Source organism: Hymenobacter sp. 102, assembly GCF_049949205.1.
Taxonomy (GTDB): Bacteria; Bacteroidota; Bacteroidia; order Cytophagales; family Hymenobacteraceae; genus Hymenobacter.
Window position 1 is genome coordinate 4,783,419 of sequence record NZ_CP188172.1, and the last position, 13,589, is coordinate 4,797,007.

18 protein-coding genes are annotated in these 13,589 nt (G+C 64.0%); 13 read left to right on the forward strand and 5 right to left on the reverse strand.

All coding sequences use genetic code 11. The features are described from left to right. Positions 1–1,425 (reverse strand): TolC family protein, encoded by a 1,425-nt coding sequence (locus tag ACN19L_RS20675; RefSeq protein ID WP_426491318.1) that lies wholly within the window; start codon positions 1,423–1,425, stop codon positions 1–3. Between the two features lie 228 nt (positions 1,426–1,653). After that, positions 1,654–2,025, reverse strand: a complete 372-nt coding sequence (locus ACN19L_RS20680; RefSeq protein ID WP_426491319.1) for a hypothetical protein — start codon at positions 2,023–2,025, stop codon at positions 1,654–1,656. Positions 2,026–2,313: 288 nt separating this feature from the next. Here ACN19L_RS20680 and ACN19L_RS20685 point away from each other — a divergent pair, with 288 nt between their 5' ends. Further along, entirely contained in the window at positions 2,314–2,475 is a 162-nt protein-coding gene (locus ACN19L_RS20685) for a hypothetical protein (protein WP_426491320.1), read from the forward strand. Here ACN19L_RS20685 and ACN19L_RS20690 read toward each other — a convergent pair whose 3' ends face one another. Genes ACN19L_RS20690 through ACN19L_RS20700 form a run of 3 tightly spaced genes read right to left on the reverse strand, consistent with a single transcriptional unit; the run spans position 2,476 to position 3,655 of the window. Further along, positions 2,476–2,958 carry an IS3 family transposase gene (locus ACN19L_RS20690; RefSeq protein ID WP_426493612.1) on the reverse strand — a complete coding sequence of 161 codons (483 nt, stop codon included), beginning with the start codon at positions 2,956–2,958 and terminating at the stop codon, positions 2,476–2,478. Further along, positions 2,844–3,356: an IS3 family transposase gene (locus ACN19L_RS20695; protein WP_426491321.1), complete on the reverse strand. Its 513-nt coding sequence runs from the start codon at positions 3,354–3,356 to the stop codon at positions 2,844–2,846. The genes ACN19L_RS20690 and ACN19L_RS20695 overlap by 115 nt, the downstream gene beginning before the upstream one ends. Continuing rightward, positions 3,353–3,655: a transposase gene (locus ACN19L_RS20700; protein ID WP_223831499.1), complete on the reverse strand. Its 303-nt coding sequence runs from the start codon at positions 3,653–3,655 to the stop codon at positions 3,353–3,355. Before ACN19L_RS20700 ends, ACN19L_RS20695 begins: the two co-directional genes overlap by 4 nt. A gap of 50 nt (positions 3,656–3,705) precedes the next feature. Here ACN19L_RS20700 and ACN19L_RS20705 point away from each other — a divergent pair, with 50 nt between their 5' ends. The 12 genes from ACN19L_RS20705 to ACN19L_RS20760 all read left to right on the forward strand — a co-directional run bounded on the left by ACN19L_RS20705 (position 3,706) and on the right by ACN19L_RS20760 (position 13,390). Then, positions 3,706–4,038 carry a DUF305 domain-containing protein gene (locus ACN19L_RS20705; protein WP_426491322.1) on the forward strand — a complete coding sequence of 111 codons (333 nt, stop codon included), beginning with the start codon at positions 3,706–3,708 and terminating at the stop codon, positions 4,036–4,038. A gap of 114 nt (positions 4,039–4,152) precedes the next feature. Further along, on the forward strand, positions 4,153–4,470 hold the full coding sequence (locus tag ACN19L_RS20710; protein WP_426491323.1) for an ArsR/SmtB family transcription factor: 318 nt from the start codon (positions 4,153–4,155) through the stop codon (positions 4,468–4,470). Positions 4,471–4,541: 71 nt separating this feature from the next. Then, positions 4,542–5,357 carry a sulfite exporter TauE/SafE family protein gene (locus ACN19L_RS20715; protein ID WP_426491324.1) on the forward strand — a complete coding sequence of 272 codons (816 nt, stop codon included), beginning with the start codon at positions 4,542–4,544 and terminating at the stop codon, positions 5,355–5,357. A gap of 83 nt (positions 5,358–5,440) precedes the next feature. Beyond that, on the forward strand, positions 5,441–6,796 hold the full coding sequence (locus tag ACN19L_RS20720) for an MBL fold metallo-hydrolase (RefSeq protein ID WP_426491325.1): 1,356 nt from the start codon (positions 5,441–5,443) through the stop codon (positions 6,794–6,796). Between the two features lie 102 nt (positions 6,797–6,898). Next, complete coding sequence (locus tag ACN19L_RS20725; protein WP_426491326.1) at positions 6,899–7,237, forward strand: rhodanese-like domain-containing protein; 339 nt, start codon at positions 6,899–6,901, stop codon at positions 7,235–7,237. Positions 7,238–7,330: 93 nt separating this feature from the next. Beyond that, the gene (locus ACN19L_RS20730; protein ID WP_426491327.1) at positions 7,331–7,891 is read left to right on the forward strand and encodes a YeeE/YedE family protein; all 561 of its coding nucleotides are present in this window, start codon (positions 7,331–7,333) and stop codon (positions 7,889–7,891) included. A gap of 24 nt (positions 7,892–7,915) precedes the next feature. Beyond that, positions 7,916–8,539 carry a class I SAM-dependent methyltransferase gene (locus ACN19L_RS20735; protein WP_426491328.1) on the forward strand — a complete coding sequence of 208 codons (624 nt, stop codon included), beginning with the start codon at positions 7,916–7,918 and terminating at the stop codon, positions 8,537–8,539. 21 nt (positions 8,540–8,560) lie between these two features. After that, positions 8,561–8,971: a DUF6691 family protein gene (locus ACN19L_RS20740; protein WP_183405339.1), complete on the forward strand. Its 411-nt coding sequence runs from the start codon at positions 8,561–8,563 to the stop codon at positions 8,969–8,971. A gap of 36 nt (positions 8,972–9,007) precedes the next feature. Continuing rightward, positions 9,008–10,060: a c-type cytochrome gene (locus ACN19L_RS20745; protein WP_426491329.1), complete on the forward strand. Its 1,053-nt coding sequence runs from the start codon at positions 9,008–9,010 to the stop codon at positions 10,058–10,060. Between the two features lie 7 nt (positions 10,061–10,067). After that, on the forward strand, positions 10,068–11,519 hold the full coding sequence (locus ACN19L_RS20750; RefSeq protein WP_426491330.1) for an OprD family outer membrane porin: 1,452 nt from the start codon (positions 10,068–10,070) through the stop codon (positions 11,517–11,519). Positions 11,520–11,535: 16 nt separating this feature from the next. After that, on the forward strand, positions 11,536–12,009 hold the full coding sequence (locus ACN19L_RS20755; RefSeq protein ID WP_426491331.1) for a DsrE family protein: 474 nt from the start codon (positions 11,536–11,538) through the stop codon (positions 12,007–12,009). Positions 12,010–12,052: 43 nt separating this feature from the next. After that, positions 12,053–13,390 carry an MFS transporter gene (locus ACN19L_RS20760; RefSeq protein WP_426491332.1) on the forward strand — a complete coding sequence of 446 codons (1,338 nt, stop codon included), beginning with the start codon at positions 12,053–12,055 and terminating at the stop codon, positions 13,388–13,390. Positions 13,391–13,589: the final 199 nt, after the last annotated feature.

The following is a 13,589-nucleotide window of genomic DNA, read 5'->3' on the forward strand; positions in this document are numbered from 1 at the left end:
CTAGGGCGTTACGGGGGTGAAAAAGAAGGAGAAGTCGCCGGCGGCGGCGGTTTGCAGCAGCACGGCCTGCCAGGCGGCGTTGGCCGTGAGCACCTGGTCCTGCTCGGCCTGCTGCAGCCCGTAGAGGGCCTGCGTCACGTCGACCACGGTGGCGAGGCCCGAGTTGTAGAGAGCCAGCTTCTGGCGGTACGCCTGGCGGGCAGCGGCGAGCTGCAGCGGGGCTTGGCGGGCGCGCTCGGCGGCCAACTGCAGGCGCTGCTCAGCCAGGGTAGCCTGGTTGCTAAGTTCCAGCTGCTGCTGGCGATATTCCGCTTGCAGGCCCTGGGTGCGCAGGTTTTCGGCCTGGGCCTGGGCCTGCAAGCGGGGCCAGTCAAGCAGGTCGAACACCACGCCCACACCCACGGCGTAGTTCAAGCGGGTGGGTGCGGCCCCGCCCAGCCCGTAGTCGGTGGTGCCGTTGTAGCTTAGCCCGGAGCCCCGGCCCCAGGTGGCACCCAGCAGGGAAAGCCGGGGGCGGTACTGACGGCGAATCACCGTTTCGCGGGCTTTGCCCAGGTCCACAGCCCGCTGCTGCAGGTCCAGCGTGGGGTGCGTGGCCGTGGGCGGCACCAGCGCGGGCGGCAGGGTTCGGTTGTAGAGCGTATCGGGCTGCCAGGTAGCACCGGGCTGGCCCAGCAGGGTGGAAAGCCGGGCCTGGCGGTCGGCTTCCTGTTCCTGGGCACTTACCAGCGCCAGCTTCGACTGGGCTTCGGCCGCGCGGGCCAGGGTGCTGTCCACGCCGGGGCGCAGACCATGCAGCGCCAGCCGGGTAATGGTCTTTTTGAGTATGGATACCCGGTGCACATCCTGCTCGCGCACCTGGCGCAGGCTTTGCGTAGCCAGCAAGTCGAGGTAGGTCTGGGCCACGCGCAGCTGCTGGGTGAACAGCTCGTTGTCGGCGTCGGCCTGGGCGTAGTCGCGGGCCGCTTCGGCGCGGGCCCGCTGGGCCGGGTACTGCCCAAAGGTGACCGGGCTCCACTCCATGAGGGCCGTACCCATGCTACCGAACACGACGTTGTAGGAGTTGACCCCGCTTAGCGAGCCGCTGCTGGGAATGATAGTGCCCACGGGTAGCATGGTGCCGGCCACGGCGTTGGTGGAGCCGTAGCTCACCTGCCCGCTCAAGCGCACGGAGGGCAGGCGCTGGGTTTTGGTCTGGGCAATATCGGCCTCGGCGGCCTGCACCTGGTAGGCTTTGGCCTGCAGGTGCGGGGCCTGGGTGCGGGCCAGATCCAGGGCTTCGTTCAGGGAAAGCGGCCGGCCGGCGGCCGGATGAACCGGGCGCTGTTGTGCCTGGCTGACTGGACCCGTCAACAGCAGGGCGACGAGTAGCCAGGCACTACCTGCCGGCAGCCGCCGGACAGGAGGTACGAAAGGGAAAAACATGGGCTGAGAGAAGTCAGGACAGAAATCCGGGCCGGGCGCACAGGGGCGTAGCCAGCCAGTTACTAGGCAGATTTGCTGGGGCTCTCAGGAAAAGGCGGGATTACCCGATAACCAGGGTTAAGGCGGCCGCACAAGGCGGCGGGCTGGTCGGGGCATAAAAAACCCGGTTATCGCCCCCACAAAAGGGGCAATTAACCGGGTACATACCCGGCTCCACTACGCGTTTTCCTAAGAAAAGCGAACGGGCGGAGCCTTGTTGGGGTGGTTGGCAAACGAGTGCTCGGGGCCGGCATTCGGGCCACGGGCGGGATTCAGGGTCGGCTCGTCGGCCGGGAACAGCAGCCCGAAATACAGGGCCGGGAAATCACCACTCAGCGCCAGATCCAGCGGCAGCAGCTTGGCTTTTACTACTGGTGCGTGGTCGGCCTGCGGATCGGCCTGCACCGTCTGCAGCTTCTTTTTGCACAGGCCAGTTTGGGACTGTTCCTGCGGACTACCCAGCCCAGTGGTCGTTGCGGGGACCCGGGCAGGCAGCGGCTGGCAATGCAGGTAAACACCCGCATAGAGCAGCAACAGCAAATGGGTCAGCAAACGAGACATAGACAACGGTAGCAGGTGCAAAGGTGCGTAGAAATTCTCAGCAGCGGGCACTTGCTGAACTTCAAAGGCACGGCTAAGCCCGCGTAGTTGCACCAGCTAATCTGCTCAAGAAGTTACCAAGGGCGGGGCCAGGCAGGTAGTGGCGATAAGCAGCGACATGCTGCCAGAACCGTACCACAGCCCGGCAGCGGCACAACTACTAGGACCTGCCCTTCGTTGGCTGGCTAAACTGACGGTACTGTCCCTACCTGTCGGTGTAGGCTATTCACCCTCTGTCTTCCAATGCTTATGGAATCCTCTACCATGCCCGCTCAAGGCCACTACCGCAAGTTTTTGCTCACGCTGGCCGTGTCCTTTGTCGTGATGTATGTGGTCATGTACCTCAACACCTACGAGCTCGACCACGTGTATTTCAGCCTCACCCGCTTCTACATGACTGAGGTGGTCTAGCTAAGCTGGACAGAGTTGGGACGTTGTTTGAAGGTGGAGTTCGAAATGGTTGGGAGCTTGGTAGCCGAGGGCGGAATGGCGTCGTTCGGCGTTGTAGTAGGCGATGTGGTGGCTGATTTCGAGCTTGGCTTCGGCCAGGCCGGGGAAACTGCCGCCGTCGAGCAGTTCGGCTTTGAAGCGGCTCCAAAAGGACTCGGCGTGGGCGTTATCGTAGCAATTGCCGCGCCGGCTCATGCTTTGCACGGCCCCGTGGCGGGCCAGTAAGTCCTTGAAGCGGGTGGCCGTGTACTGGCTGCCCTGGTCGGAGTGCACGACCAGCCCGGCCGGGGGGCGGCGCACGACCAGGGCGCGACGGAGCGCCTCGCTGACTAGGTCCTCCGGCATGGTGTCGCGTACGTCCCAGCCCACGATTTTGCGCGAGCAGCGGTCGAGCCAGACGGCCAGGTAGAGCCAGCCGCCGCCCTGGCGGGGCAGGTAGGTGATGTCGCCCACCCAGACCCGGTTCGGGGCGGTGGGGCCGGCTGGCCGAGCAAGCGGTTAGGCGCCGCGCGCACGGCCGGGTCCGAGTCGGTGGTGCGGGGCACAAACGAGCGCGGCTGCTGGGCCCACAAGCCGTGCGCCTTTAGCACGCGGCGGATGCGCCAGCGGCCCACCGCGTGGCCTTGCGCCTGTACCTCCGCCCGCAGCCGGCGGGTGCCGTAGCGTTGGTTGTGGTGCGCAAATACCTCGCGCACGGCCAGTTGCCAGGCCGGCTCGACCACCGGCTGCTGCCGGCGGCGCTGCCACGCATAGTAGGCGGCCGGGGCCACGCGCAGCACCTGGCAAAGCTGGCGCACGGGTACGTGGGCCCGGCGTTGGGCGATGTGCTGGTAGGTGCTCACCGGGTCGGCTGGCCGAAGATGACCAAGGCTTTTTTTAAAATGTCGAGCTCCTGCTCGGCCCGTTTCAGTCGGGCCCGCAGGGCGCGCACTTCCGGGTCGCGCGCCACTTCCTCACTGCCCACTTCGGCCACGAGCTGCGCCTGCTGCCAGCGGTAGAGCAGCTTGGGGCTGATGCCCAACTGCCGCGCCGCCGCTTGGGTGCTGCGGCTCTCGCTGGCCAGGCGCAGGGCCTCGGTCTTAAACGCCTCGTCGTATTTACGCCGTTTGTCGGGCGACGCCCCGTTCTTTTTGGCTGTCATCACAGAAGAAATATACGTCCTTCTTCTGTCCGTCTTGCCTAGACCACCTCATGACAGTGCTCATGGTAACGGCCATGGCCGTGGTGATGCTACTCATGATGCCCATGATGTACCCCAACAAGACGCGCAACGGGCTTATCATGGGCGTCAACCTGACGCTGTTTGTCGGCGCACTGGTGCTGGTGCGCACACAGACCTTCGTAGACGACACCCGCTGGATGAAAGCCATGATTCCGCATCACTCTATTGCCATCCTCACCAGCGAGCGGGCCACTATTAAAGACCCGGAAGTGCGCAAGCTGGCCGATGGTATCATCACCACCCAAAAGCGGGAAATTGCGGAGATGAAGGCCATGATCAAGCGCCTAGACCAGCAGCCGTAACAAAGGCCAGCCGGCCGTGTATCACTACATCAGCCAGAAATAATTATTTGTTGTGAACTTATAGCGACACCTACTTGTATACATGAACAAATGATCATACATTTGCAGCACCTTATGACACCGACCACCACCTCCGCCGATCTGAACCTGACCACCGAGAAGATGGAGAAGGTGGCCTTCATTCTCAAGACCACGGCCCATCCCACTCGCATTGCCATCGTGCAGCTGCTGGCCAGTCAGGAAAGCCTTTCCGTCACGGACATCAGCGAAAAGCTGAATGTGGAGCAGTCGCTGCTTTCCCACCACCTGACGGGCATGAAGCTGAAAGGTATTCTGAGCAGCCACCGCGACGGCAAAAACATCTTCTACGCACTGAAGATGCGCGAAGTGGTCGACGTGATTCAGTGCTTGGCTGGCTGCACGTTCCTGTAAGGGGACCGGCCTTTTTTTTGCCAAAACGCATGAACAACTTTTCATAAATACATACGTTCACCCGTTCATCCATGTTGCACATTGTCGGCTACTTCGCGGCTATATTCATCGGTCTTTCCCTGGGCATTATGGGCGGGGGCGGCTCCATCCTCACCGTGCCGGTACTGGTGTACCTGATGGGCGTGAGCCCGGTGCTGAGCACGGCTTACTCGCTCTTCGTAGTAGGCTCCACCTCCGTAGTGGGCGCCTCGGGCTATTTCCGCAAGGGACTCGTGTCATTGAAGACGGCCATCGTCTTTTTGATTCCCTCGCTGCTGGCCGTGTTTGCCGTGCGCAAGCTGCTGATGCCCGCCATCCCGCACGAGCTCTTTACCCTGGGCAGCATTGTCTTCACCAAGGACCTGCTGGTGCTGGTGGCCTTTGCCGTGCTCATGGTCGTGGCCGCTACGTCGATGATCCGCAGCAAGCAGGCCGAGGAAGTGCTCGACGAAGAGCTGCACCACAAGCACGCCTTTAATTACCCGCTGATTCTGGGCATTGGCCTGGTGGTGGGCACGCTCACGGGCTTCGTGGGGGCCGGCGGCGGTTTCCTAATTATTCCGGCCCTGGTGCTGGGCGCCCGCCTACCGATGAAGCTGGCCGTGGGCACCTCGCTGGCCATCATTGCCCTGAACTCACTCATCGGCTTTACGGGGGATTTGAGCGCCGGCACTCCCATTGCCTGGACGTTCCTGCTCGGCTTCCTGGCCTTTGCCTTAGCGGGCATCGTGCTGGGCACCTACCTGGCCCGCTTTATCCCGGGGGCTAAGCTCAAGCCGGCCTTCGGCTGGTTTACCCTGGCTATGGGCACGTTCATTCTGCTGCGCGAACTGGTGTTTTCGCACTAATCATCTGACCCTTAACCAGCTACTTCCCGTTTGCTGCTTCAGCGCGTTTCCCCCATCCACTCACCTGCTAACCGCTTCCAACCATGAAAATCGAACAGTTTGAAGACAAGGGCCTGGCCCATTTCTCCTACGCCATTCTCAGCGAGTGCGCCCGCGAAATCGTGCTCATCGACCCCGCCCGCGACCCGCAGCCCTACTACGACTACGCCGAGGCCCACGACGCGAAAATCGTCAGCGTCATCGAAACCCACCCCCATGCTGACTTTGTGAGCAGCCACCTGGAAATAGCCCAGACCACCGGAGCCACCATCCGCGTGAGCAAGCTGCTGGGAGCTGATTATACCCACGAAGCTTTCGATGAAGGCCAGTCCTTCACGGTGGGCAAACTGACCTTCCGCGCCCTGAACACGCCGGGCCACTCGCCCGACTCCATCAGCATCGTAGTGAGCCGCGAGGGCCAGGACGAAGCCGTGTTTACCGGCGACACGCTGTTCATTGGGGACGTGGGCCGGCCTGACCTGCGCGAGAAAGCCGGCAACATGACGGCCAAGCGCGAGGAACTGGCCCGGCAGATGTACCACTCCCTGCGCGACAAGCTGATGCCCCTGGCCGGTGAGGTGCTGGTCTATCCCGCCCACGGCGCGGGCAGCCTCTGCGGCAAGGCCCTGAGCGGCGCCAACAGCAGCACCATCGCCGACGAGAAATTCGGCAACCCCATGCTGCGGGAGATGAGTGAAGAGGAGTTCGTGAAAGAGCTGCTCGCTGACCAGCCCTTCATCCCGAAATACTTCGGCTACGACGTGGCCCTGAACAAAGCCGGTGCGCCCGATTACAAGCCGAGCGTGCAGAAAGTGAACCGCCTGGCTGCCGGCACGGCTCTGGAAGCCGGTACCATCCTAGTTGATACCCGACCCGAAGCAGAGTTCAAGCAGGGCCACATGGACGGCGCCATTAATATCCAGCAGGGCGGCAAGTTCGAAACCTGGCTGGGTTCCATCGTGGGGCCGGAAGAGCCGTTCTACCTGGTGGCCGCCGACGAGGCGACCCTGGAAGACCTGATCCGGAAAACGGCCAAAATCGGCTACGAGGCCCTGATCAAGGGGGCATTGGTCGGCTCGCCATCTTCTGAGGCGACGCTACCAAAGCTGGATGTGGAGCAGTTCCGCCAGCATCCCGAGCAGTACACTATTGTGGACATCCGCAATGCCACCGAGCACCGCGACGAGCCCATTTTTGCGGACGCGCTCAACATTCCGCTGCCCGAGCTGCGGGAGCGGGCCCAGGAAATCCCCACCGATAAGCCCGTGGTAGTGCACTGCGCCGGCGGCTACCGCTCGGCCGCGGGCTCCAGCATCGTGGCCGATGCCCTGCCCGGTACGGAAGTGCTCGACCTGAGCGAGGCCGTCAAGTCTTTCCAGTCCGCCTCCGCCCAGCACTAATTCCTAACGGCCGACCGGGGAGCCGCCCTGCAGGCGGGCTCTCCGGTTGCCTGACGGCCTTATCCTATGCCTTCGCTCACTTTGCTTCTTTCCCTCTTGGCCATGCTGAATTTCTTTCAAGGCGCTGCCCCCGCCTATAAAAACCTCACCCCTGCTCAATTCTCCGCGGCCCTGCGCCAGCCCGGCGCGGTGCTGCTGGACGTACGCCGCCCCGACGAGTTTGCCGGTGGCCACCTGCCCGGGGCCGTGAACATCGACGTCACCGCGCCCGACTTCGCCCAGCGCGTGGCGGCGCTGGATAAAACCAAGCCCACCTACGTGTACTGCCGCAGCGGCGCCCGCTCGGCTAACGCCGCCGGGCAGCTGACCAAAAGCGGCTTTGCGCACGTGTCGAACCTGCTGGGTGGCGTGCTGGACTGGCCCGAAAAGCTGGTTCGCTAACCCGCATCCATTTTCCCTTCCTGTTTAGCAAGAATTCCGGCCGGCCGCTGCGGCGGGCGGGCCGGATGTCTATACTCCTGACCTTCTGACTTCATGCTTGAATTACTTCGCCAGCCCTGGCCCTGGTACGTGGCCGGCCCGCTCATCGGGCTGACGGTACCCGCCCTGCTGCTTATCGGCAACAAAGCCCTGGGCATCAGCTCCTCGCTGCGCCACGTGTGTGCCGCCTGCGTGCCCGCCGGCATTCCCTTCCTGACCTACAACTGGCGGGCCGAACTCTGGAACATATTTTTTGTGCTGGGCATCGGCGTCGGCGGCTTTATCGGCTACCAGCTCATGGGCCACGCCGATACGATTGCCATTTCCCCGGAAACCGTGCGCGACCTGAAAGCGCAGATGCACCTGACCGACTTTTCAGGGCTGCTACCCAAGGAGCTGTTTGCTCTGGAGAACCTCGCGAACTGGAAAGGTTGGGTATTCCTCGTGCTGGGCGGTTTCCTGGTCGGTTTCGGCACCCGCTACGCCGGGGGCTGCACCTCGGGCCACGCCATTTCGGGCCTGTCCAACCTGCAGTGGGTGTCGCTGGTGGCCGTCATTGGCTTCTTCGTGGGCGGTTTGCTCATGACGTGGGTGTTTTACCCAATGATGTTTTAGCCCAGTACTGCTACCCCACCCGCCATGAACGCTGCTTCCCAATCCGCGGCCGCCGAGTACTGGGATGCCCGCTACGAAAGCGAGGCATATGCCTACGGCACCGAGCCCAATACGTACTTCCGCCAGCAGCTGGATAAGCTGCCGCCTGGCCGCCTGCTGCTACTGGCCGAAGGCGAAGGCCGCAACGCCGTGTACGCCGCCCGGCGCGGGTGGCAGGTAACGGCGATGGACTTCAGCGACGAGGCCCGGGCCAAGGCCCAACGCCTGGCCGTAGCCCAGGGTGTGCACCTGGACTACCAGGTGGCCGATGTGACCAGCCTGCGCTGGCAGCAGCCCGGCGGCTACGATGCCATCGGCCTGATCTATGCCCATCTACCGCCCGTGGCCCGCTGGGCCGTGCACGCGGCCGCGGCCCAAAGCCTGGCATCCGGAGGGCACCTGATTCTGGAAGCCTTCAGTCCCCGCCAGTTGGGCTTGCCCTCCGGCGGCCCCCAATCGGCCGAACTGCTCTACGACCCCGACACCCTGGCCGCCGATTTCGCTGGGCTCACGGTACGGGAAAACCACGAGCTGGGCGTCGTTCTGCACGAGGGCAGCTTCCACTCCGGGCCGGCCAATATTGTGCGCATGCTGGCCACGCGCTCCTAATTCCCTCTTCTATTACCTGACATGAAAAACCTGAAATACCTGGTGCTGGGCGTACTGTTCGGCATTATCCTCACGAAAAGCGAAGTGGTGAGCTGGTGGCGCATCCAGGAGATGTTCCGCTTCCAGAGCTTCCACATGTACGGCATCATCGGCTCAGCCATTGTAGTCGGCCTGATTTCCATTCAGCTCATCAAGCGCAACCGCCTCAAGACCATCAACGGCGAGGAAATCACCCTGGCCGACAAGAAGTACAACCACGGCACCTGGATTGGGGGCACCATTTTCGGCCTGGGCTGGGCCCTAACCGGCGCCTGCCCCGGCCCGATGTTCGCCCAGTTGGGCAGCGGCGTGGCCGGCGCGGCCGTGCTGATACTCGCGGCCCTGGCCGGCACCTGGACCTACAGCGCCCTGCGCGAAAAGCTGCCTCACTAACTACCGGGCACCGGTGCCCGCCTTCGCTACGCTGCCATGGAAACCCCGTCTGATTCCGTTGCCCGGCTGTCCCGGCTGGTGCGCATCCTGCTGCTGCTGACGTCTGCGCTGGTGTTGGTCGTGGTGGTGGTACTGACCCAGCTGTACGGCCCGGCCAGCCCGCCCCCACCGGCCCCGGTGGCCGAAGCCAACGAGGGGCCGCCCCCTTCCGGCAGCTACCATCGCCCGGCCACGGCCGCCCCCGACACGGCGACCCTTCCGCGCACGGCCGCCGGCCGGCATATCCGCTACGGCCGCGACCTGATTGCCCACACCGCCCGCTACCTGGGGCCGCAGGGCTCGGTGGCGCACCTGACCAACGGCCTGAACTGCCAGAACTGTCATCTGGATGCGGGCACCAAGGGCTTTGCCAACAACTACCTGGCCGTGGCCGCCACTTACCCGAAGATGCGGGCCCGCTCGGGCACGCTGGTCACGACTGAAATGCGGGTAAACGACTGTCTGGAGCGCAGCCTCAACGGCCGGGCCCTGGCCGACAGCAGCCGGGAGATGCGCGCCATCGTGGCCTACATCAACTGGCTGGGCCATGACATTCCCAAAGGGAAAAAGGTGTACGGCACCGGCTTCACGAAGCTGGCCTACCTGCCGCGCTCCGCCGACCCAATAGTGGGCAAGGCGGTATTTGCCGCCAAATGCCAGAGCTGCCACGGCCCCAACGGGGAAGGCAAGCCGCTGGCCGACGGGCGCGAGTACCAGTACCCGCCGCTCTGGGGCAAGCACAGCTACAACGATGGCGCGGGCCTGTACCGCGTCACCAATCTGGCCAAGTACGTGAAGGCCGCCATGCCCTTCGGGGCCGCTTTCGACCACCCCCAGCTCACCGACGCGCAGGCCTGGGACGTAGCCGCCTTCGTCAACTCCCAGCCCCGGCCGCACCTGAATACACCCCGGGACTGGCCCGACATCAGCCAAAAGCCCGTCGACCATCCATTCGGGCCCTATACCGACTCCTTTTCGGAGCGCCAGCACAAATACGGGCCCTACCAGCCCATCGAAGATGCTCACCCGCAACTGGCCAAGGCCAAGTAAGTCTGCCATGCCACGTATCCTTCGTCTGCTGGTGGCCAGCCTGCTGCTGCCAGCGGCGGCCTGGGCGCAACACGCCGAGCCGGCCCTAACCCGGCCGGTAACGGGGCGCACGCAGTTGCCGCCCTACCCGGCCCCGGCAGCGCCGGATACGGTGCGGGCCCGCTCCCTGCCGGAGGCTTTCCGCCGGGGGCGCTGGCACGGGCGGGTGCGTAGCTACTCGATGGCCACCCTGAACCAGGGCTCTTACCCCGATTACTACGCCAGTGGCCTGGGGGCCGGGGCCCGCTTTGAAACGGTCTCTTTCCACGGGTTGCAAGTCGGCATAGGCGGCTTTTTCTGGGCCAATCTGGCCTCCAGTGACCTGGCGACGCCGGATTCGCTGACGGGCGCCGTGAGCCGCTACGAGGTGGGGTTGTTTGACGTGACGAACCCCGGCCGGCGCCGGCTCACCGGGCGGGCGGAGGAGCTGTTTCTGCGCTACCGCTGGCGGCAGTCCACCCTCACGTTAGGCCGGCAGTTGCTCACTACCCCGCTGCTCAACCCCCAGGACGGCCGCCTGAGCCCGAACTACGCCGAGGGGCTGTGGCTAGAAGTGAAAGAACTGCCCCGCACCACCCTCTCCGCGGGCTGGCTGACCGGGCTGGCCGTGCGCTCCACCACCGACTGGACCTCAGTAGGCGGCTCCGTGGGCCTGTACCCGGCGGGCGTGACGGAGGCCGGCCAGCGGGCTCTGTACGCGGGCAACCTGCGCAGCCGGGGGGTGGGGATTGCGGGCGTCAGCCGGCAGCTCGGGGCGCGCACCACGGCCCAAGCCTGGAACTACTACGCCGATAACCTGTTCAACGCCAGCTTTGCGGAGCTGACCGCCGGCCGGGCCCTGGGCACGGGCCAGCTCACGCTGGGCGCGCAGTATCATTACCAGCGCACGGTGGGCTCTGGCGGCAACCCGAATCCGCAGCTGGCCTACAGCGCCCCGGGCCGGCAGGCCCACGCCCTGAGCACCCGCCTGGGCTACCAGCGCGGGGCCTGGAGCATGAGCGGCAACTACACCCGCATCACCCGCACCGGTCGCTTCCTGTTTCCGCGGGAGTGGGGGCGCGAGCCGTTCTACACGTTTCTGCCCCGCGAGCGGGAAGAAGGCTTCGGGGGCGTGGACGCGGCGGCCGTGCTGGGAGGCTACTCCTTTGCCCGGGTGCCGGGCCTGAAAGCGGAAGCTGGCTACGGCCACTACTACCTGCCGGACGTAAAAAACACCCCCCTCAACAAGTACGGCATGCCCTCGTATCGCCAGCTGAACGCTTCCCTGACCTATGCTTTCCCGGGCTGGGCCAAGGGACTGCGCGGGCAGCTGCTCTACGTGTACAAGGGCCGCCTGGGCAACACCTACGGCGAGGCCCGCTACGAAGTCAACAAGGTAGACATGCACCTGGTGAATCTGATTCTCAACTACGATTTTTAACCCTTTCCCCTTCGCCATGAATGCTCCTCTCCGCTTTCTTGCGGCCTCTGCCCTGCTGCTGGCCAGCCTTACCACCACCCAGGCCCAGACCCCGGCCGCCGGTAAACCAGCCGCCGAATTCACAGGTGCTGTGGCGGACAAAGCGGAGTACAAAGTGGTGTACCAGCTGGACAGTGACGACCCCAAGCTCATCAAGCAGACCCTGCGCAACATGAAAAACGCGCTGGAAGATCCGCGCCTCAAGGGCAAGCTGCAGATGGAGTTGGTGGCCTACGGCGGCGGTACGGACGTGTTCCGCAAAGCCCAGCCCTACGAGGCGGATCTAAAAGCCCTCCAACAGCAGGGCGTGTTGCTGGCCCAGTGCCTGAACACGATGAAAGAGCGCAAGATCAGCAAGGACGAGCTGTTTCACTTTATCAGCTACGTGCCCACCGGCAACGGCGAGCTGATCATTCGCCAGGCCCAGGGCTGGGCTATCGTGCACCCCTAAACAACTACGTTTCCTATACTTCCTCCCCCATTAGCTACTAGCCATGACTACTCCGCGTCTGGGTCTGCGTGAAAACTGGCACCAGTTCAGCCTGCTGGTCCTGGTGAATGCCTTTGTGGGGGGCATGGTGGGGCTGGAGCGCACGATTCTGCCCCGGCTGGCGGAGCAGGAATTCCACTTAGAAGCCCGCTCGGCCATTCTCTCCTTCATCGTGGTGTTTGGGCTTAAGAAAGCCGTGGCCAACTACTACGCCGGGGCCTGGGCCAATACGGTGGGGCGCCGAAACCTGCTGGTTATTGGTTGGCTCATTGGCCTGCCCGTGCCTCTGCTGCTACTCTGGGCCCCTTCCTGGGGCTGGGTGATTTTCGCCAACGTGTTGCTGGGCCTGAATCAGGGCCTGGCCTGGTCGAGCACCGTGGTGATGAAGATTGACCTGGTGGGCTCCAAGCAGCGCGGGCTGGCCATGGGCCTGAACGAGTCGGCCGGCTATCTGGCCGTGGCCGCTACGGCGTTTGCCTCGGGCTGGCTGGCCACCGAGTACGGCCTGCGGCCTTATCCCTTTTATCTGGGCATCGTCCTGGCTGTGCTGGGCTTGCTGGGCTCCCTGCTGGTACGCGATACGCGCCACCACGTGGCCCTGGAAGCGGCTCAGGCTCCGGCCGGCAGCTCAGCTGGGCCGCCCCTCTCTTTCTGGGATGTAACGTGGCGCCACCCCAACCTGGGCTCCGTCACGCAGGCCGGGCTGGTCAACAACCTCAACGACGGCATGGTCTGGGGTTTGCTGCCACTGCTACTAGCCAGCAAAGGCTTTACCCTCACCCAGATTGGTACCGTGGCCGCCGTGTACCCGGCCGTGTGGGGGCTGGGCCAGCTGGTGACCGGCCCGTTGGCCGACCGGCTCTGCAAAAAAGACCTGCTCTTCTGGGGCATGCTGCTGCAGGGGGCAGTGCTGCTGGCTATGCTGTTTACTTCTTCTTACCCGGTGTTTCTACTGCTGGCAGGCCTGCTAGGGGCCGGTACGGCCTTGGTATATCCCACCTTTCTGGCAGCTATTGCCGAGTATGCCCCCCTGGCCCAGCGGGCCCACAGCGTAGGCATCTTCCGCCTCTGGCGGGACGTGGGCTACGCCATCGGCGCCTTGCTTACGGGCATACTGGCCGATACGCTGGGCCTGGGGGCCGCCCTGGCTGCCATCGGAGGGCTAACAGTACTTTCCTCTCTCGTCATTCGCCGCCGCATGTACTGCCTGCCCGCGCCGGATAGCGTAGACGCCTTCACCGGCAGTTGCGCCCGGCCCGCTTCAACCTTTCACCTGAGTAGTACGCGTCTGGTTCGGCCGCTAAGCTCCTACCTGTTCCGGCCCTTACTACGCTGCGCGTGAAAACGGCCCCGGTTCCCGTCTACTGCATCGACTCCTACCTGGAAGGCCACGGGCATGATGCCTTTCACGCCCAGCGGCTGGAAGATGTAATTGCCGGGTTTTCGGGTACCTTCTGGCCGGCAAAGCGTAATCTTTCTGGTTGCTGCCTATAACCGCATAGAGCCAGGTTGTTGCCTGAACGTGCCCACGGCAGAGCCGT